Here is a 17,236-nt window from a genome sequence, read left to right as displayed (position 1 = left end):
TCGGCCGCAGCCACATCCTACGGCGCCGGAGCGTTTCCAGCTCAGCCCGTTCCAGGGAGAGAGCTGTATGGAGTATTAGCCTCAGTTTCCCGAGGTTATCCTCCTCCGTAGGGTAGTTTGGCCACGTGTTACGGAGCTATTCGCCACGGGTCTGAACCCGTGCGACTAGCATGGCTAAATCGGACCCCGATAGCAATGGCCTCCGGCAGGATCAACCGGAATGTTCCCAGTCCGTGGTGGACTGGGGGGCTTGGCGGGTATACTCGTCAGAGTATACACCATATTGCGTGGTCCGTGCTCGGTGCCCACCGAGCCGCTGACCGGCCGGGTGGCACCGAACTACCAAGGCTAACATCAGATCCCATCGTGTACGGCGGACCGCAGGGGTGGAATCCTCATCTCCTTCGGACTTCTTTGTAGGCCACGACGGGTACATAAACCCGTCGAACCGGCCCGGCGAGCGTCGGCCGCTCGCTCGAAGTCCCGGGCAGCGTGAGCCGCCCACCGCTTCGGATGTAAGAGTAGGCCACGACGGGTACATAAACCCATCGGACCCACCTCGACGGGAGCTGACCCGTCGAGACCCAGACACGGCGAACTGATCCATGCCGTGTTGGGCTCCGGTTCGGACTGTATCGTACCGGATGAAGCGTATATAAACCCTGTCATCCGGAACGGGTCCGACCCCGTCCGAAGCGTACGGGGAAGGTCGAGGACCGTCTCGCCTTCCGCGTGTGGTTCGTCGCACTCTATCCGATGCCCGTCTATCATAAAAGGCCGTCGGATCGATCGCTATCGAATGAACGACCGTTCGGGTTCCGGCGGGATACCCCGACCGACGAAAGAGATAGATGTCTGGGTGGCGAAGTGCCAGTGAACACGTCGGTTTGTGGGAACACATGGATATCGACGCACTGCGCGAACGAGGCGACGAGCGCATTCGCGCCGTCGCTGACGCGCTCGACCTGCCCGAGACCGTCTGTGAAACCGCCTACGCTATCCTTCATCAGGTGTACACCGACGAGACACAGCAAGGGCGTTCCTGTGAAGTGATAGCGACGGCTGCGCTGTATCTCGCGTGCAAGCGCGAGAACGTTCCGGCCCATCCACGAGAGATAGCCGCGGAAGCGGACATATCCGAGAAACTGTTGTTCCGTCGGTCGAAATGGATCCAGTCCGAACTGGGTATCCGGATCCAGTCGTTCAACCCCTCGGCGTACGTGGACGAGTACTGCGAGCAGCTCGGTCTATCGGCCGAGACACAGGAGCTGGCACGGAACATCGTCACGGTGACGACCGACAGGGGACTCGCCTCGGGGAAATCGCCGCGTGGCTTCGCTGCCGCAGCCGTCTACTACGCCGCGACGATTCGGCGCGAGGACTGCACGCAGACCGACGTCCACGAGATCGCGGACGTGAGCAAGATAACGATCCGGAACCGCTATCAGGAGCAGGCGGAGGCGGTCGGGGACCTGGTGACCGACTCCGGCGAACTCGCCGCCAACTAGTCGCTCAGGGTCGGCTTGCTCGCCCGCTCGACACGGGTGCCGTTGTACCGACACTTCTCCAGCGCGTGTTTGGCTGCCATCCCGGCCTCGTGTGCGTTGTCCGACTGGCCGACGCCGACCTGCAGGTCGACGTCGACGGCCTCGGAGACGTGGTCGATGGCCGACTCGTACGCCCCCGCGGAGAGGTTCGGACAGACCGCGATGACGTTGTCGCCGCCGACGAAAAACGAGAGGGAGTCGTGTGCTTCACGCATGTGCTTCATGAGCGCCGCGTACCCCTGCTCGATGTTGATGAACGAGTCGAAGGCGTTGAGCTGGTCGGTGTATTTGCCGGTCGCGTCGATGACGTCGAAGTGCGCGATCTGGATGTCGTCGTCGGTGCGGTCGGCAGTCGACACCGGGTCGCCGCGGAGGACTTCCCGGCGGTCCTTGTCCTGTGCGCTCCCGGCTTCCTGGAGCTGTTCGGTCGCGGTTTCCAGCGCGTCGATCGGCGAGCCGTCGGCGGCGATACTGAGGCTGACCGACACCGGGTAGCGGTTTCCGATTGATTTCTGGATCCGGGCGTGGTCGTCGCGGTCTAGCCCGTTCGTCACCGCGATCATGTTGTCGAAGCGCGTGAAGAAGACGTAGCCGTCCCGACTGCCGACGGCCTGCGAGAGGTCGGCGTAGAGGCGGGACTGGAGAGTCTGAAGGTCGGTTTCGCGCCGGGGTTCGGGCGTCACCGTCCACGGTCCGTAGTTGTCGATCTGGATAAGCGTAACCTGCGTGTTGGCCACGGTTGCCCGAGCTACGGGGTACTCCCTTATTGCACTATTGAATGACAACAGGCCGGCGTCGCCGGCGGATCGGGATGCGGGACGGCATCGGCGTTTATCCGCGTCCGCGGCGTAACACCGGTCGTGACCGACGCCGTCCCCCCGGAGGCCGCCGAACTCCTCCGGAGCGAGCCGCTGATGGCCCATCTCGCGACCAGCGTGGACGGTCGACCCCACGTCGCGCCGGTGTGGTACAGCTACGACGACGGCGTCGTCAGGCTCGTCACGGCGGGGCGGAAGCTGGCGAACGTCCGCGAGAACCCGCGGGTCGCGCTCTCGGTTCAGAAGGATGAGGGCGGCGACGCACTGTGGGCTGTGACGCTGCTCGGCACCGCGACGGTCGTCGAGGACGACGCCGCGTTCCGCGACGCGAACCGCCGGATCAACGCGAAGTACGGGGCGGATGCGGACGCGTACGAGGGCAACACGCTCGTCAGAGTCGACGTGGGGTCGGCGACGTACCGCACCTACGACTGACTCGAAGCCGGAAGGGACTCACCCCCGCCGCCGCGAAACGCCGGACCGGACGGGGCCACGCTTTTGACCCTGTCCGCCGCACGTGGGTCATGGCCGACCCAGCTACCGAGATGTACCGGAGCCGCGCGGACGCACTCGCCACCGAAGCAGGGGACGGACCGCCGCTGCTCTGTGCGCACGGCTCGCTGATGGACCGAACGATGTTCGCCCCGCAGTTGGCGGCGCTGTCGGACGAGTACCGGGTCGCGGCGTACGACCTTCGAGCGCGGACCGAGCGGTTCGCTGCGGCGTACGACCTGGACGACCTGGCCGCCGACTGCCTGGCGGTCGCGGACGGGCTCGACATGGACGCGCCGGTCCTGGCAGGGATGTCGATGGGCGGGTTCACTGCGCTGCGCGTCGCGCTCCGCGCTCCCGACCGGATCGCCGGACTCGTCCTGATCGATAGCATCGCCGAACCACACCCCGAGTCCGACAGGGAACTGTACCGCGGGATGATCGAGCAGATCCGAGACGAGACGACGGTCCCCCGGTCGATGGCCGAGACCGTCACCCACTACCTGTTCGGGGAGACGACCCGCGAGGAGCGGCCCGACCTCGTCGAGCGGTGGATCGACCGCTGGACCACGTATCCGGGGGAGGCAGTGTACCGGGAGGTCGACTCGTGGCTGGGCCGCGCGGACGTGACCGAGCGGCTGGCCGCGCTCGACGTGCCAACGCTCGTGATCCACGGGGCAGAAGACGCGTCCCTGGACCCGTCGCAGGCGGAGCCGATGGCCGAGGCGCTGGACGCGCGACTGGAGACGATCCCGGAGGCCGGCCACTCGGCCAACCTGGAGCGCCCGGAGCCGGTCAACCGGGCCATCCGGGCGTTCCTGGACGACGTGTACGCGTGAGGGGGACCGCGAGTGGTCCGGCGTCCAGGCGGTCGGCGAGGGGCAGACTTTTCGTCGTGAACCCACTCCCCACGGCGTATGAACCCGAACGGGGACGGACGGAGTGACGCCGCGTTCCGCGTCGTCACTGCGGGGCCGCCGGCGTGGCAGTCCCGCGTCGAGGCGGCGATAGACCGACTCCCGGCCGTCGATCGGACCACCTACACTGCCATCGACACGGCATGCGGGGCGGTGCGGACCGGGGAGACCCCCGACTGCGTTATCAGCGCCGCGGCGTTCGACGGCGAGGGCGACGGGGAGCTATCGGACCTGACGGCGGCGGTTCCGGAGGCCGCGACGCTCGTGCTCGCGCCCCTGTCGGGCACCGACCTGTCGGTCGGGACGGACGCTGCGTCGTGGGTGGTCCCGCTGGACGGGGACCTGCCGGGGACGACGGGCGTCGACGGCCTCGAAACAGTACTCTCGTGCGTGCGGGAGCGAGGACGCGCTGCGCGGGACGCGGGGGCGTTCCGGGGGGCGTTCGACGACCCGGACCGGTTCGTCGCGGTGCTCGACCGCGACGGGACGATCAGACGGATCAACGACGCCGCGGCGAAGCGCCTCGAGGCGCTGGAAGGGACGGTCGCGGGGAAGCGCTTCTGGGCGCTCCCCTGGCGCGGCGGCCGGACGGTGCGCCGTGAGGTGCAGGACGCAGTCACACGGGCGGGGGAGGGGTCGTACACGACGTTCGAGGGCGCGCTCGCGTGCGCGGACGAGGCAGCCGAGGGATCGACACTCGAATTCCGCGTCCAGCCGGCGGGCGACGACCCCGACACGCTGCTCGTCCAGGGCGAGGACCGCGCGGAGCGGGAGCAGCTGGAGGCGGAGCTGCGGTCGTCCGAGGAGCTCCACCGCGTGACCCTGAACAACATGACCGACACGGTGCTGGTCACGAACGACGAGGGGGAGTTCACCTACGTCTGCCCGAACGTCCACTTCATCTTCGGCTACACCGCCGAGGAGATCCACGAGTTCGGGACGATCGACGAACTGCTCGGGGCGGACCCGGCCGACCCCGACCGACTCGCGGAGGAGGGCGTCGTCACGAACGTCGAGCACGCGGCGACCGACAAGGACGGCGACGAACACACGCTCCTCGTCAACGTCCGGAACGTGTCAATTCAGGACGGCACGCGGCTGTACAGCTGTCGGGACATCACGAAACGGAAGCAACGCGAGCGGGCGCTGACGGGGGTCCAGCGGACGAGTCGTGAACTCCTCTACGCGGAGACGCGGACGGAAGTCGCGACGCAGGTCGTCTCGAGTGCGACGGAGACGCTGACGAGCGGCGGTGCGGCCGTGTACGGGTTCGACGACGACGAGAACGTCCTCTACCCGATCACCGCCTCGGACAGTGTCCGGGCAACCGTCGGGTCGCTCCCCGACGTGAGCCTCGACCAGCGAACGGCGATCAGCAATGCGTTCGTCGAGGAGCGGACGACGGACCGCACAGATGCTGGTGGGAGCGGCCCGGCGCTGGCGTTCGACAGCCTCGACGACCTGTCTGCGATCCCGCTGGGCGAGCACGGGGTGTTGCTGCTCGGAACGACCGACGGCGGGCCGCTCAGCGATGTGGACAGGGAGATCGGCGAGCTACTGGCGGCGACGGCGGAGGCGGCGTTCGACCGCCTGGAACGGGAGCGCGAACTGCGGGAGCGTGACGCAACACTCAGAGAGCGCAACCGCCGGCTCACGGAGACTAACCGGGTCAACGAGATGATCCGCGAGATCGACCAGGCGCTGGTCCACGCCGAGACGCGGGAGGAGATGGTCGAGGCGGTCTGTGATCGGCTCACATCGGACGAGCGGTTCGCGTTCGCGTGGATCGGCGAGGTGACCGCGCACGGCCAGCGAGTCCGCCCGAGCGAGTGGGCCGGGGACAACCGGGAGTATCTCGACGCCGTCTCGCTCTCGACGACCGACCGCGAAACGCTCCCCGAACCGGCCGTCCGAACCAGTCAGGATCGGTCGATGACGGTCGTCCAGAACGTCGCCGACAGCATCCGCGGGGCCAACTGGTGCAAGGAGGCGGTCTCGCGGAACTTCGATTCGGTCCTCTCGGTCCCGCTGTCGTACGACGGCGTCCTGTTCGGAACACTGACCGTGTACGGCGACGAGCCGAACGCGTTCAGCGAGACGGTGCAGGCGGTGTTCCGCGAACTGGGCGACACGATCGGGGCAGCGATAAACAGCCTCCAGCGGAAGGAAGCACTCCGAAGCGACTCTGTGTTCCGACTGACCTACCGGATCGACGACCCCGCGACCCTCCTCCGTCGGATCGCGGAGCGGGTCGGCTGTACGCTGGAACTGAAAAGCGAAGTGACCCGGGCGGACGGTTCGACGCTCGTCTTCGTCGCCGTCGACGGGGCGGACCCGAGGGCCGTCGCCGACGCGGCCGCCGACCTCGTCGACGTTATCGACGCCGAGCTGATACGGGCGGACGACGACGGCGGGCTCGTGAGTTTCACGGTTCGGGACCAGTTCCTGAGCGCGGCGCTCGCGAGCCACGGTGCGACGCGCCGAACGGTCGAAGCGACCCCGGAGCAGCTCCGGCTCGTCGTGGACGTTCCCGACACCGCGACGGTCCGCGCCGTCGACGGGCTGCTCTCCGAACGGTTCTCGGACGTCACACTCGTTTCCCAGCGGAACCAGACGCGGACGACGGATGCGGACCGGGCGGGCGAACCCTTGCTGACCGACCGGCAGGCGGAGGTCGCGCAGGTCGCCTACCACAGCGGGTTCTTCGAGGCGGACCGGGACGTGACGGGTCGCGACATCGCGTCGACGCTCGACATCTCACATACGGCCTTCTACGACCACGTCCGCCGGGTCGAGCAGAAACTGTTCGCGTCCCTCTTCGAGGACCGGGACGGATACGTGACGGTTGAATAGTAAACCACCAAGCTCCCCGGCGTGGTTGACTATTTAGCCTCAGACGCTATCCGCCGGGAGGTCGAAGCAATTCTTGCAACACATGGACCGCGACGTGCAACGCGAGGCGGCGGCGAAATCGGAGTACGAGTGTCTCGGATGCAGCCACCGCGTGTCGACGGCTGACCACCCGATCGAATGCCCCGAATGTGGCGAAACGATGCGGAACCTCGGGACGCCCTTCGAATGACGGCTCACTACCGATGACATCGACACAGGTCACCGACGCTGCGGAGTCCGACCACGAATCTGCGCTCGAAACCGCCCGCCGACAGCTACGCGAGGCGGCGACACACGTCGACGTGGACGGCGGCGTCATCGAGCGGTTGAAACACCCGACGCGCGTCGTCGAGGTGTCGGTCCCGCTCAGGCGGGACGACGGGAGCGTCGAGGTGTTCACCGGCTATCGCGCCCAGCACGACGACGTACGCGGCCCGTACAAGGGCGGACTCCGGTACCACCCTGAGGTGACTGCAGAGGAGTGTGTGGGCCTGTCGATGTGGATGACCTGGAAATGTGCCGTCATGGACCTGCCCTTTGGCGGCGGGAAAGGCGGGATCGTCGTCGATCCGAAGAACCTCAGCGAGGGGGAGAAGGAGCGGCTCACCCGCCGCTTCGCGGAGGAGATACGCGACGAGGTCGGTCCCAGCCAGGACATCCCGGCACCGGACATGGGCACGGACGCGAAGACGATGGCCTGGTTCATGGACGCCTACAGCATGCAGCAGGGCGAGACGATCCCCGGCGTCGTCACGGGCAAGCCGCCGGTCGTCGGCGGGAGCTACGGCCGCGAGGAAGCGCCCGGCCGCAGCGTCGCCATCGTCGCCCGCGAGGCCATCGACTACTACGGCAAGGAGATCGACGACGTGAGCGTCGCCGTTCAGGGGTACGGGAGCGTCGGCGCGAACGCCGCGCGCCTGCTGCAGGACTGGGGAGCCGATGTCGTCGCCGTCAGCGACGTGAACGGCGGTATCTACGACACGGCCGGACTCGACACGCACGCCATCCCGACCCACAGCGAGCAACCCGAGGGCGTCATGGGGCAGGACGCGCCGAACACGGTCACGAACGCGGAGCTGCTGGAGCTGGACGTCGACGTGCTGATCCCGGCCGCGGTCGGCAACGTCATCACCCGGGACAACGCGGACCGGATCCGTGCGGACATCGTGGTCGAGGGGGCGAACGGCCCGACGACCTCCGGCGCCGACGCCGTCCTGAACGAGCGCGACGTGCCGGTTCTCCCCGACATCCTGGCGAACGCGGGCGGCGTCACCGTCTCCTACTTCGAGTGGCTCCAGGACATAAACCGCCGCAAGTGGTCCGCCGAGCGGGTCCGGAACGAACTCGAATCGGAGATGCTGTCGGCCTGGTCTGACGTGCGCGAGGAAGTCGAAGCCGCGGACGTGAGCTGGCGCGACGCCGCCTACGTCGTGGCGCTCACTCGGATCGGGAAGGCGAAGGAAGCTCGCGGGCTCTGGCCGTAGCGCGGTCCTTCCGTCCACGACCCGCCGGAATGGTTCCGGACCGGCGGCTCAGGGAAGGCTGTTTCTTTAAAAGCGGTATGGGGTCGGAGGGATTTGAACCCCCGATCGACTGATATCTCCGAATCGCCTCGGTACTCCAGAGCGTCGTCGTCGCGAGCGATGATCAGTCGCCCGCTCGGCATATCAGTGGAGTTCGTCACCGGGCAGATCTCTCTGGAGTCAGTCGCCATGCCGGGCTTGGCCACGACCCCTCGGACTGTCGTTGGCCGGAGTTCCGTAAAGTGGTTTCGGTTCGGCGGCGGTCAGTCGCGGTCCGTCTCGGCCCAGTCGCAGTTCTGGCACTTGTAGCCGGTGACGAACTCCGTCACCGAGGGCATATACCCCACGGCGAGCACGTCGCCGTCGCAGTCGGGGCAGTCGCGGTCGGCGTCCTCGATGGACTCGGCTTCCATGACCGGTTCACCCTCGATCATCTCGGCGAGCGAGTCGCCCGTCACCATGCGGCCCTGCACGACGCGGTTGCTCATGGGCAACGGAGTGGGTCCGGGAAAGTAAGCGTTCCTAAAGCCAGGGGGCGCGGCCCTCGGTCGAGACGGGCGCGTCCGCCGGCTGGTCGTCCTCGTCGGGGGCGGCGTCCTGACCGCCGTCGGCCACGGCTCCATCGGCCACCGCCCCGTCGGGAGACGAGTCGGCGTCGGTGGTCGAGACGGACGGCATTTCGTCGTCGGTGTCGCCGTCCTCGGCGACGGCGTCGCCGCTCGGGTCGAACGCGAACAGGGCGGTGACGACGAGCACGGCCAGCGGCGCGTTGCCGTACGGCATGCCGAGCAGCGACAGCGGCAGGAGCCCGAGCGCGACGGCGCTCCCGAAGCGGAAGCGGTCGATGTCGACCTGCTCGCGAAGCATCGGCGAGAGCAGGGCGACGAGCAGCGCGAACCCGACGCCGACGCCGGCGGCCGCGACTGCACGGGCGACGAGCATTGCGTCGGGCACCAGTACGAGTTCCGCGCCGGCCGGTTCGAGGCTGGCGACGAGGCCGAGTCCGACGATGACCGCGGGGCGAGGGAGGTACTCCCCGACGCGTGCGCTGGCGGTCTTGGCCGCGACGGCAGCGATGACCAGCGCGGCGAAGCGCTCGAACAGGTGCAGGTTGAGGACGCTACTGATCGTCGGCGCGAGCGCCGCCTCGATGGCGGCGACAACGAGGACGACGGCGCCGACGAGCGCGACGATCCGCGCCTGTTCGCGTGGCGTGCCGTCCATCTCCGCGAGGATGACCGCGACGGTCGCGCTCCCGCCGAACACGAGCAGGCCGACCTGCAGGATGCCGCCGATGCTGTCGACGGCCCCGGCGAGCACGAGCGCCGGGAAGATGCCGTCGATAAGCGGCAGACACATGACGGTGGCGAGCAGCTTCGTCGGACCGCCCACCTGTTGCTCCAGGCGTAACGCGATCGGGTGTTGGGACGAACTCATGCTCGGTCAACCCGGATGGCCGTACCCCGTGGCCCGTGGGTACTGAGAGCCGCGATAGCGACGTACGCCGTGGGGTCGCCAGCGGGACCGGAGATCTGCCGCCGGTTTGAAGTCCGCCGCAAAGCGTGTAAAGCAGTTGCCGGAGCCGTCGCTCGTCTGACCGGCGTTGCGCTTTGCAGTGGAACTGGCGGCGTCCATGGTACACGTTCAGCGTGTTGGCGGCATAAGTATTGCGTGGGACGTGTCCTCACGTTCCCCGGAAACGGCCGCGTGACGGCGTGACGTACGGGATCGACTCACGCGGCGGGCCGACTCGCAACGTTTTTGGGCGACCGTTGCCGACAGTTTACATGGCGAACGACGTTCCTGACGACGGCACCTTCTCCGAGAAGCTCCGGGTACCGGAAGCGCTGACGTTCGACGACGTGCTCCTCCGCCCGAAGGAGAGCACCGTGGAGCCGGACGAGGCGGACCTCTCGACACGGGTCTCGACCAACGTCGAACTGAACGTCCCCGTGCTCTCGGCGGCGATGGACACCGTCACCGAGAGCGACCTGGCGATCGAGATGGCCCGCGAGGGCGGCCTCGGGGTCCTGCACCGCAACATGGACGTCGACGAGATGGTCCGACAGGTCGAGCGCGTCAAGCGAGCGGACGAGCTGATCATCCGCGACGTGGTCACCGCGACGCCCGAGCAGACGGTCCGCGAGGTCGACGAGATGATGGAGCGGGAGGGCGTCAGCGGCGCGCCCGTCGTCGACGAGGACGACGAGGTGCTCGGGATCATCTCCGGGACGGACATCCGGCCGTATCTGGAGGTCGGCGAGTCCGACGAGGTCCGCGAGGCGATGACCGACGAGGTGATCACCGCCGCGGCGGACGTAACCGCCCGCGAGGCGCTGGAACTGATGTACGAGTACAAGATCGAGCGCGTCCCGGTCGTCGACGACGGGAACCGGCTGGTCGGTCTCGTCACGATGCAGGGGATCCTCCAGCGCCGCGAGTACGACAACGCGGCCCGCGACGACGACGGCAAACTGCTCGCCGCCGTCGCGGTCGGCCCCTTCGAGATGGACCGCGCGACCGCCGCCGACGACGCCGGCGCGGACATCGTGTTCATCGACTGTGCGCACGCGCACAACCGGAACGTCGTCGAGGGCGCAAAGGAGATCAAGGACGCGGTCGACGCGGACGTGGTCGTCGGCAACGTCGGCACGCGCGAGGCCGCCGAGGACCTCGTCGACTTCGCGGACGGCCTGAAGGTCGGCATCGGCCCGGGGAGCATCTGCACCACGCGGGTCGTCAGCGGCGCGGGGATGCCCCAGATCACCGCGGTCGCGCAGGTCGCTGACGTGGCTAGCCGCCACGACGTACCCGTCATCGCGGACGGCGGCATCCGCTACTCCGGCGACGCGATCAAGGCCATCGCCGCCGGGGCCGACGCCGTGATGCTCGGATCCTACTTCGCCGGCACCGACGAGGCCCCCGGCCGCGTCATCACGATGAACGGCAAGAAGTACAAGCAGTACCGCGGCATGGGCAGCGTCGGCGCGATGCAGGGCGGCGACGACGAGGAGAACCGCTACCTGAAGGAGGCTCCCGAGGACGACGAGGAGTACGTCCCCGAGGGCGTCGAGGCCGCCACGCCGTACAAGGGGAGTCTGGCGAGCGAACTGTACCAGCTCACCGGCGGGATGCAGAGCGGGATGGGCTACGTCGGCGCGGCGACGATCCCCGAGTTCAAGGACCGCTCGGAGTTCGTCCGCGTCTCCTCGGCGGGTCAGCGCGAGAGCCACGCCCACGACGTGGTCATCACGGACGAAGCGCCGAACTACAGCCCCGACGAATAACCACGGCGTTACGACGCCGACTCGCAGGCGGGGCTACACCGCTCCCGCTCGGCCGCGTTCGAACCGGGGTACGCTCGGAAGTCGGTCCCACAGTCCTCGCAGGTGTACGATTCGAACTCCGTCATACGCGCGGGTGATCTCGCGCCGCCACAAAGAATTTTTTTGGACGACGCGGGCGGCACAGCAGTTGCTCGGAGCGCGGTTCACAGCGGGAAGCAGGCTGAAAAACCACGGTCTTCGGCTCACTATCGTTCGTCGTAGAAGCGGGCCGGGCGCGATTTGAACCACGCCGAGACGTTCCGGTTCGCTCGCTTCACTCGCTCACGGGCTGCGACTCGTCTACTGCAAATCGCGCTGATCGCTTTCACTCCTCACGTTCGTTCGTCGTAGAAGCGGGCCGGGCGCGATTTGAACACACGGTCGGACGTGCTCGCTTCGCTGTGCGCGACCTCCCTGCGTGCAAATCCCGCCGGCGACACTGACCGCTGCTCACGGATTCGTTCGCAACAGGATAGCGGGCCGGGCGCGATTTGAACACGCGACCGTCTGATTAAGAGTCAGACGCTCTGCCAGACTGAGCTACCGGCCCAGCGTATCACGACGTACTGGCGGTGTACTAAAATACGTTTTGTTTCGTCCGTCGAGAGTCGGGGATAGTGGCGGTGCGATGGGTCGACGAGTCAGCGGATCTCGAAGCGGTTCGACTCCGCCGACCCGCACTCCGGGCAGTCGTCCGCGTCGGCGTCGAGCGTCGCTCCACAGCAGCGACACTCGTGGACTATCGTCGGCCTGTCGTCGAACAACCGCCGCATTCGGTCGATGATCATGGAGGTGTCCGATCCGGCGGGGACCGACCGTCCTCGCCAGTATCGTATCCACTCGGCGACGCGACCCACATAACCGGTTCGGATCCGGTTGCTTTCGGAGTGAAAGTGAAACCGGGCGGTAGCTTCTCGTGTGGGGCCGGTTCCGGGGGAATTCGCGGTGACCGGTTGGATTCGCGATAACCATCGGGGGCGGTTTCTGACCGAACGTCCGAGCCGACGTGGTGTTCGGGAGCGTTAAGTATCACCCCCAGTAACTGACCGCCACATGAACACCGGGGTCGCCATCTCCTCGATATCGACGTACGCCATCCTCGGCTGTGGCAGCGTCGGCCACGCCGTCGCCGAGGAACTCGTCGACCAGGGGAAGGACGTGCTCATCATCGACAAGGACGAGGGACGCGTCGAGGCCCTGCGTGACCAGGATCTCAACGCTCAACAGGCGGACATCACCGACGCCGAAGTCGCCGAGAGCGTCGCCGACCGCGACGTGGTGCTCATCATGTCCTCCGACGTCGAGGCGAACAAGGCCGCGGTCGAGAACATCCGCGGCCGCGACGCCGACCAGTACGTGATCGTCCGCGCGAGCGACCCGGTGTCCAGCGACGAACTCCGCGACCTGGGGGCCGACCACGTGATCAACCCGTCGGCGGTCATCGCCGACTCCGCGCTCCGGTCGCTGGAGACGGGGGAACTGGAGTACAAGGCCCGAAAGCTCGGCGACGTGTTGCTCGACTCGAACGACCGCGTCGCCATCATCACCCACGACAACCCCGACCCCGACTCGATCGCAAGCGCCGCCGCGCTCCAGGCCATCGCCGAACACCTCGGCGTGGAGGCCGACATCCTCTATCTCGGGGATATCGGCCATCAGGAGAACCGCGCGTTCGTGAACCTGCTTGGGATCGAACTCCACGACTGGAACCAGGTGGACGACGTGGATGCGTACGACACGGTCGCGCTGGTCGACCACACGAAGGCCTCCGAGGAGGGGTTCGACCTCCCGGTCGACGTGCTGATCGACCACTACGAACCGGACGAGGACTACGACGCCGACTTCGTCGACGTGCGGCCGAACATGTCCTCGACGTCGACGATCATGACGAAGTACATTCAGGAGTTCGACATGAACGTCGGCGAGGAGGTCGCCACGGCGCTCCTCTACGGCATCCGCGCGGAGACGCTGGACTTCAAACGGGACACGACGCCGGCCGACCTCACGGCGGCGGCGTATCTCTACCCGTTCGCCAACCACGACACGCTGGAGCAGGTCGAGTCCCCGAGCATGTCCCCCGAGACGCTAGACGTGCTCGCCGAGGCGATCACGAACCGCGAGGTACAGGGGAGCCATCTGGTCTCGAACGCCGGCTTCATCCGCGACCGCGACGCGCTGACACAGGCCGCCCAGCACCTCCTCAACCTCGAGGGGATCACCACGACCGCCGTCTTCGGCATCGCCGACGACACCATCTACCTCGCGGCGCGCTCGAAGGACATCCGGATGAACATCGGCAAGGTGCTCGGCGACGCCTACGCGGAGATCGGCGAGGCGGCCGGCCACTCGACGCAGGCCAGCGCGGAGATCCCGCTGGGCATCTTCACGGGCATCGAGACCAACGAGGAGAACCGTGACACGCTGTTGCAGTTGACCGAGGAAGCGGTGAAACGGAAGCTGTTCGACGCGATGGGCGTCGAGAGCGGCGAGAGTTCGAACGGTTCCTAGGCGACCGCTTCTTCTTCCTCGTCGGGGCGCTGGATGCGCTCGACCACGTCGTTGATCAGCACCACGTCGCCCACCGCCTGCACCCAGCGGTAGGGGATGATGACGCCGCGCGCGCCGTCGTCGACGCCGGCAAACAGGTCGCCGTTGAGCTGATGGAGCGCCAGCCCGGTGACGAGTTCTGCGTCCAGATCGAGGCGCACGTCCTCGATCTCGCCGACGTAAACGCCGCCTTTCGAGTACACCTCCCGTCCGACCAGCGCCGTGATCTCCTGCGGAGTATCGTCCATGGAACAAGGGACGGAAGGGTGTACCTTAATTGTTGGTCAGACGGACCGCCGACCTCGGCGACGCCCGTCCGGGCGGGAACAGTCGAATCCGGACCGAACAACCCCAGTTGGGCCAAAACAAATTTATATTGCCTATCACCGCCTGACCGCCAGTTCGGGGGATGATGTTATTAGACAGGAACCGGATCCAGTTACATGCCGGGGTGCCTCTGACATCCGGCAACTGCACGGCCGACTTGCCCGGGTCGGTCGAGCGAAACGGGGGAGACCCCGTTCGGTGGCTCCAACCACTTTTCGACGTACTACCCCGACGAAGTCAATGGACCCTTCAAACCCCGGCGACTGCGTGCCGGTATGGACGCCCGAAACGCCGTCACGGGCGCGTACGCGGGGGTACTGATAGCCACGCTCGGCGGAGTCGCGTGGGCGACCGGAGAGCCGTTCGTGTTTCCGAGCCTCGGCCCGTCGGCGTTCCTGCTGGCGAAAGCGCGACGTGGGGCCACCGTCGCGCCGCGACGCGTGATCGGCGGGCACGCAGTCGGCGTCGTCGCCGGACTGGGCGCGTACCACGTCGTCGACCCCGGAACGGTACTGTCCGGGAGCATTCAGCCGTTCTCGGCGTCGGCGGGCGGACTCGTTGCGGCCGCGACGCTTGCCGTTTCCCTGACGAGCCTCGGGATGCTGGCGACCGACACGAGCCACCCGCCGGCGTGTGCGACCACGCTCATCGTGGCGCTCGGGATCCTTCCGACCGTCGAGGCGGGAGCGACGATAGTCGTCGCCGTGACGGCGCTGGTCGCCGTGCACCGGGCCACGCTCGCCGGCGCAACGGCGGTCACCGGGCGCTATCAGTCCTGAACGGCCGCGAGGGTGTCGAGGTAGCCGCCCCCGTAGTACGCCTTGTCGTAGCCGTCCGGCACCGACGCCGTTTGCCGGATGACGCTGTCGACCTTGTTCGCGTTGTAGCCCGGGTTGACGCTCTTGACCAGCGCCGCTGCACCGGTGACCTGCGGGGCGGCCATGCTCGTCCCTGCCTTCCAGCCGTACGACGGGACCGCGTTGCCGTCGGCGTCAGTCGAGAAGACGGTGCTCAACACGAGGTCGTTGAAGTACGGCACGCCCGAACCGATCGCGCTCCGGTCGGCGTCCCCGCCCGGCGCGGCCACGTCGATCGCGTTCGTCCCGTAGTTCGTGTAGAACGCCGGACTGTGCGGCGGAGCGCGCAGTCCATCGTCGCCCCACTGGTAGCCGATCGGGCCGGTCGCGGCGACGCTGAAGCCCTGCGCGCCCTCGTTCGGAAGGCTGATCACGCCGCCGTCGTGCTGGAGGTCGGCGCTGTCGTTTCCGGCGGCGGCGACGAGCAGGGTCCCCTCCTTGTTCGCGTACGTCATCGTCCGGTTGAGGACCTTCCCGTAGAACTTCCCGTTGCCCTGCCGGGGGACCGGGTACGCGCCGAGGCTGAGGTTCGCGGCGTCACAGCCGATCTCCGCGCTGTAGGTGACCGCGGCGAGGATGTCGCCGAACGAGGCACCGCCCTCGTCGGAGAACACGCGGCAGTCGACCAGTTCGGTCCCCGGTGCGGTGCCGGTGACGCCGGTGCCGTTCGTGTCGTCGGCGGCGATGGTGCCGGCGACGTGCGTGCCGTGGTCGCTCGCGACCGGGTTGTGGTCGCCGCCGTCGTCCGTGAAGTTCCGCGAGAGGTCGACGTTCAGCGGCCCGGCCAAGTCGGGGTGTGTCTCAAGCACTCCGGAGTCGATGACGGCCACGCGTGTCCCCTCGCCGCGGGTGATCTCGTGAGCCTCGGGGATCGACTGGTCTTGCTTGTCCCACTGGAGGCCGTACAGCGACTCGTCGACGGCGCTTGTCGGCTCGGCGACTTCCTGTTGCACCGGCTCGTCGAGCGTCGCCGTCACGTCCGGGGCGAACTTCGTCCCCTTGACGGCCTTGCGGTCGCCCCGGACCACCGCAAGGTCGACCGCCGAGAGGTCGTGGACGACCTCCACGTCCGACAGGTCGGCGTTCCCGCGCGTGTCGACGATGAACCGATCGGTCGACGCCGCCGCGGTCACCGTCGTTCCGGTCGCGATACCGCCGAGGACTGCACCGCTCAGCTTGACGAAACTGCGTCGAGTGTGACGTGACATGCAACCACACACGCATTGTCGACCATTATAATATTTGTTGAATTATCCCGGCTACGAAGTTACTTACCCGCCGGATCGAATCCGACCATCGAAGCTGTGGGTGGAGAAAACGCTCGCCGAACTCCGGGAGCGGTTCACCAGCCGGTGCCGTCCTCGATCCGCGCGACCGGGTCGTCCGCGAGGTCGGCGGCGTCGGCGTCGACGGTCGCCCAGCCGGCGTCGGTGGCGGCCTCGCGGTCGGAGTCGTGGTTCGAGACGTAGGCGTACGCGTCCGCAGCCGTGCGTTCCTCGGCGGCGGCGAACAGGTCGCCGCTCCCCTTGGTCGCGTCGAGTTCGTAGGAGACCGCCACGTCGTCGAGCCGCTGCTCGATCCCCAGCGCCTCCAGTTTCGCGCGCTGGAGGTCCGGCAGGCCGCTCGTGAGAACGCCGACCGCGTACTCCTCGCCGACGGCGTCGACGAGTTCGGGCAGGTTCTCGACCGCGGGCCGCACCGCGTCGACCTCGAGTTGCTTCTGTAGCTGGGCGGCCTCCTCCGGCGAGAGGTCGGTGTCGGCCTCCAGATCCTCGAAGTGCGCCCGGTAGGCCCCGACGAGCGGGTCGGGTTGGAGGTCGAGGAAGCGGTCGAAAAACAGGTTCGACTGCCGCGTCGCGTCGATCGCGGGATCGGGGATCCCGGCCTCCTGCAGGACCTCGACGACGAGCGCGTCGAACGGCCGCTCCATCCGAGTGAGCGTGAGATCGAGGTTGAAGTAGACGGCGCGCATGGCCGTCGGTTCCGGGCG

16 protein-coding genes, 2 tRNA genes, 1 rRNA gene and 1 pseudogene are annotated in these 17,236 nt (G+C 67.4%); 10 read left to right on the top strand and 10 right to left on the bottom strand.

Annotated features, from left to right (window positions below; all coding sequences use genetic code 11):
- A 16S ribosomal RNA gene (locus D8896_RS08500) occupies positions 1-222 on the bottom strand; the annotation flags it as partial.
- Between the two features lie 677 nt (positions 223-899).
- Between D8896_RS08500 and D8896_RS08495 the strand changes: the two genes are divergently transcribed.
- Complete coding sequence (locus D8896_RS08495) at positions 900-1,508, top strand: transcription initiation factor IIB family protein (RefSeq protein WP_162991505.1); 609 nt, start codon at positions 900-902, stop codon at positions 1,506-1,508.
- Here the strand turns inward: D8896_RS08495 and D8896_RS08490 are convergent.
- Positions 1,505-2,284: a GTP cyclohydrolase III gene (locus tag D8896_RS08490; protein ID WP_121821659.1), complete on the bottom strand. Its 780-nt coding sequence runs from the start codon at positions 2,282-2,284 to the stop codon at positions 1,505-1,507. The genes D8896_RS08495 and D8896_RS08490 overlap by 4 nt on opposite strands.
- A 123-nt stretch (positions 2,285-2,407) precedes the next feature.
- On the opposite strand from D8896_RS08490, the gene D8896_RS08485 reads away from it, so the two are divergent.
- The 6 genes and pseudogenes from D8896_RS08485 (at position 2,408) to gdhB (ending at position 8,150) form a co-directional block, all read left to right on the top strand.
- Positions 2,408-2,800, top strand: a complete 393-nt coding sequence (locus D8896_RS08485) for a pyridoxamine 5'-phosphate oxidase family protein (protein ID WP_121821658.1) — start codon at positions 2,408-2,410, stop codon at positions 2,798-2,800.
- Between the two features lie 89 nt (positions 2,801-2,889).
- Positions 2,890-3,696, top strand: a complete 807-nt coding sequence (locus D8896_RS08480; RefSeq protein WP_121821657.1) for an alpha/beta fold hydrolase — start codon at positions 2,890-2,892, stop codon at positions 3,694-3,696.
- Positions 3,697-3,774: 78 nt separating this feature from the next.
- Positions 3,775-6,345 (top strand): annotated as a pseudogene (locus D8896_RS08475) (bacterio-opsin activator domain-containing protein); the annotation flags it as partial.
- Positions 6,346-6,423: 78 nt separating this feature from the next.
- Positions 6,424-6,627, top strand: coding sequence for a helix-turn-helix domain-containing protein (locus D8896_RS20125; protein WP_375137058.1), 204 nt, complete (start codon positions 6,424-6,426; stop codon positions 6,625-6,627).
- Between the two features lie 82 nt (positions 6,628-6,709).
- Positions 6,710-6,856: a rubrerythrin-like domain-containing protein gene (locus tag D8896_RS08470; RefSeq protein WP_121821655.1), complete on the top strand. Its 147-nt coding sequence runs from the start codon at positions 6,710-6,712 to the stop codon at positions 6,854-6,856.
- Between the two features lie 13 nt (positions 6,857-6,869).
- Positions 6,870-8,150, top strand: a complete 1,281-nt coding sequence (gene gdhB / locus D8896_RS08465; RefSeq protein WP_121821654.1) for a glutamate dehydrogenase GdhB — start codon at positions 6,870-6,872, stop codon at positions 8,148-8,150.
- Between the two features lie 78 nt (positions 8,151-8,228).
- Here the strand turns inward: gdhB and D8896_RS19320 are convergent.
- The 3 genes from D8896_RS19320 to D8896_RS08455 all read right to left on the bottom strand — a co-directional run bounded on the left by D8896_RS19320 (position 8,229) and on the right by D8896_RS08455 (position 9,626).
- Positions 8,229-8,401, bottom strand: a tRNA-Trp gene (locus tag D8896_RS19320).
- Positions 8,402-8,452: 51 nt separating this feature from the next.
- Entirely contained in the window at positions 8,453-8,677 is a 225-nt protein-coding gene (locus D8896_RS08460) for a DUF5795 family protein (RefSeq protein WP_121821653.1), read from the bottom strand.
- A gap of 34 nt (positions 8,678-8,711) precedes the next feature.
- Positions 8,712-9,626, bottom strand: coding sequence for a DUF5794 domain-containing protein (locus D8896_RS08455; protein WP_121821652.1), 915 nt, complete (start codon positions 9,624-9,626; stop codon positions 8,712-8,714).
- 350 nt (positions 9,627-9,976) lie between these two features.
- Here D8896_RS08455 and guaB point away from each other — a divergent pair, with 350 nt between their 5' ends.
- Positions 9,977-11,476 (top strand): IMP dehydrogenase, encoded by a 1,500-nt coding sequence (gene guaB, locus D8896_RS08450; protein WP_121821651.1) that lies wholly within the window; start codon positions 9,977-9,979, stop codon positions 11,474-11,476.
- A gap of 515 nt (positions 11,477-11,991) precedes the next feature.
- Here guaB and D8896_RS08445 read toward each other — a convergent pair.
- Together D8896_RS08445 and D8896_RS08440 are read right to left on the bottom strand one after the other, a co-directional pair.
- Positions 11,992-12,065 (bottom strand) — tRNA-Lys (locus tag D8896_RS08445).
- Positions 12,066-12,156: 91 nt separating this feature from the next.
- Positions 12,157-12,303 carry a hypothetical protein gene (locus tag D8896_RS08440; protein WP_162991504.1) on the bottom strand — a complete coding sequence of 49 codons (147 nt, stop codon included), beginning with the start codon at positions 12,301-12,303 and terminating at the stop codon, positions 12,157-12,159.
- 265 nt (positions 12,304-12,568) lie between these two features.
- Here D8896_RS08440 and D8896_RS08435 point away from each other — a divergent pair, with 265 nt between their 5' ends.
- Positions 12,569-14,023 (top strand): DHH family phosphoesterase, encoded by a 1,455-nt coding sequence (locus tag D8896_RS08435; RefSeq protein ID WP_121821649.1) that lies wholly within the window; start codon positions 12,569-12,571, stop codon positions 14,021-14,023.
- Here the strand turns inward: D8896_RS08435 and D8896_RS08430 are convergent.
- The gene (locus D8896_RS08430) at positions 14,020-14,310 is read right to left on the bottom strand and encodes a PRC-barrel domain-containing protein (RefSeq protein WP_121821648.1); all 291 of its coding nucleotides are present in this window, start codon (positions 14,308-14,310) and stop codon (positions 14,020-14,022) included. The two genes, D8896_RS08435 and D8896_RS08430, sit on opposite strands and share 4 nt — an antisense overlap.
- Positions 14,311-14,664: 354 nt before the next feature.
- Here D8896_RS08430 and D8896_RS08425 point away from each other — a divergent pair, with 354 nt between their 5' ends.
- A complete protein-coding gene (locus D8896_RS08425; RefSeq protein WP_121821647.1) occupies positions 14,665-15,168 on the top strand; it encodes an HPP family protein in 504 nt (167 codons plus the stop codon).
- Here D8896_RS08425 and D8896_RS08420 read toward each other — a convergent pair.
- Both D8896_RS08420 and D8896_RS08415 read right to left on the bottom strand, forming a co-directional pair.
- The gene (locus D8896_RS08420) at positions 15,159-16,454 is read right to left on the bottom strand and encodes a S8 family peptidase (RefSeq protein ID WP_121821646.1); all 1,296 of its coding nucleotides are present in this window, start codon (positions 16,452-16,454) and stop codon (positions 15,159-15,161) included. The genes D8896_RS08425 and D8896_RS08420 overlap by 10 nt on opposite strands.
- Before the next feature lie 134 nt (positions 16,455-16,588).
- Positions 16,589-17,218 carry an HAD family hydrolase gene (locus D8896_RS08415; protein WP_121821645.1) on the bottom strand — a complete coding sequence of 210 codons (630 nt, stop codon included), beginning with the start codon at positions 17,216-17,218 and terminating at the stop codon, positions 16,589-16,591.
- Between the last annotated feature and the right edge of the window lie 18 nt (positions 17,219-17,236).

Origin of the sequence: Halostella salina (genome assembly GCF_003675855.1) — an archaeon.
GTDB lineage: Archaea > Halobacteriota > Halobacteria > Halobacteriales > Natronoarchaeaceae > Halostella > Halostella salina.
The sequence above is the reverse complement of the archived record's forward strand: the minus strand, read 5'-3'. Positions and strand labels throughout refer to the sequence as shown.

Bases quoted from the DNA above. Each gene is read 5' to 3' on its own strand.
- D8896_RS08480 (WP_121821657.1), top strand. From the start codon at position 2,890: ATGGCCGACCCAGCTACCGAGATGTACCGGAGCCGCGCGGACGCACTC.
- D8896_RS08455 (WP_121821652.1), bottom strand. From the start codon at position 9,626: ATGAGTTCGTCCCAACACCCGATCGCGTTACGCCTGGAGCAACAGGTG.
- D8896_RS08425 (WP_121821647.1), top strand. From the start codon at position 14,665: ATGGACGCCCGAAACGCCGTCACGGGCGCGTACGCGGGGGTACTGATA.
- gdhB (WP_121821654.1), top strand. From the start codon at position 6,870: ATGACATCGACACAGGTCACCGACGCTGCGGAGTCCGACCACGAATCT.
- D8896_RS08495 (WP_162991505.1), top strand. From the start codon at position 900: ATGGATATCGACGCACTGCGCGAACGAGGCGACGAGCGCATTCGCGCC.
- guaB (WP_121821651.1), top strand. From the start codon at position 9,977: ATGGCGAACGACGTTCCTGACGACGGCACCTTCTCCGAGAAGCTCCGG.
- D8896_RS08430 (WP_121821648.1), bottom strand. From the start codon at position 14,310: ATGGACGATACTCCGCAGGAGATCACGGCGCTGGTCGGACGGGAGGTG.
- D8896_RS08460 (WP_121821653.1), bottom strand. From the start codon at position 8,677: ATGAGCAACCGCGTCGTGCAGGGCCGCATGGTGACGGGCGACTCGCTC.
- D8896_RS08470 (WP_121821655.1), top strand. From the start codon at position 6,710: ATGGACCGCGACGTGCAACGCGAGGCGGCGGCGAAATCGGAGTACGAG.
- D8896_RS08435 (WP_121821649.1), top strand. From the start codon at position 12,569: ATGAACACCGGGGTCGCCATCTCCTCGATATCGACGTACGCCATCCTC.
- D8896_RS08420 (WP_121821646.1), bottom strand. From the start codon at position 16,454: ATGTCACGTCACACTCGACGCAGTTTCGTCAAGCTGAGCGGTGCAGTC.
- D8896_RS08415 (WP_121821645.1), bottom strand. From the start codon at position 17,218: ATGCGCGCCGTCTACTTCAACCTCGATCTCACGCTCACTCGGATGGAG.
- D8896_RS08440 (WP_162991504.1), bottom strand. From the start codon at position 12,303: ATGATCATCGACCGAATGCGGCGGTTGTTCGACGACAGGCCGACGATA.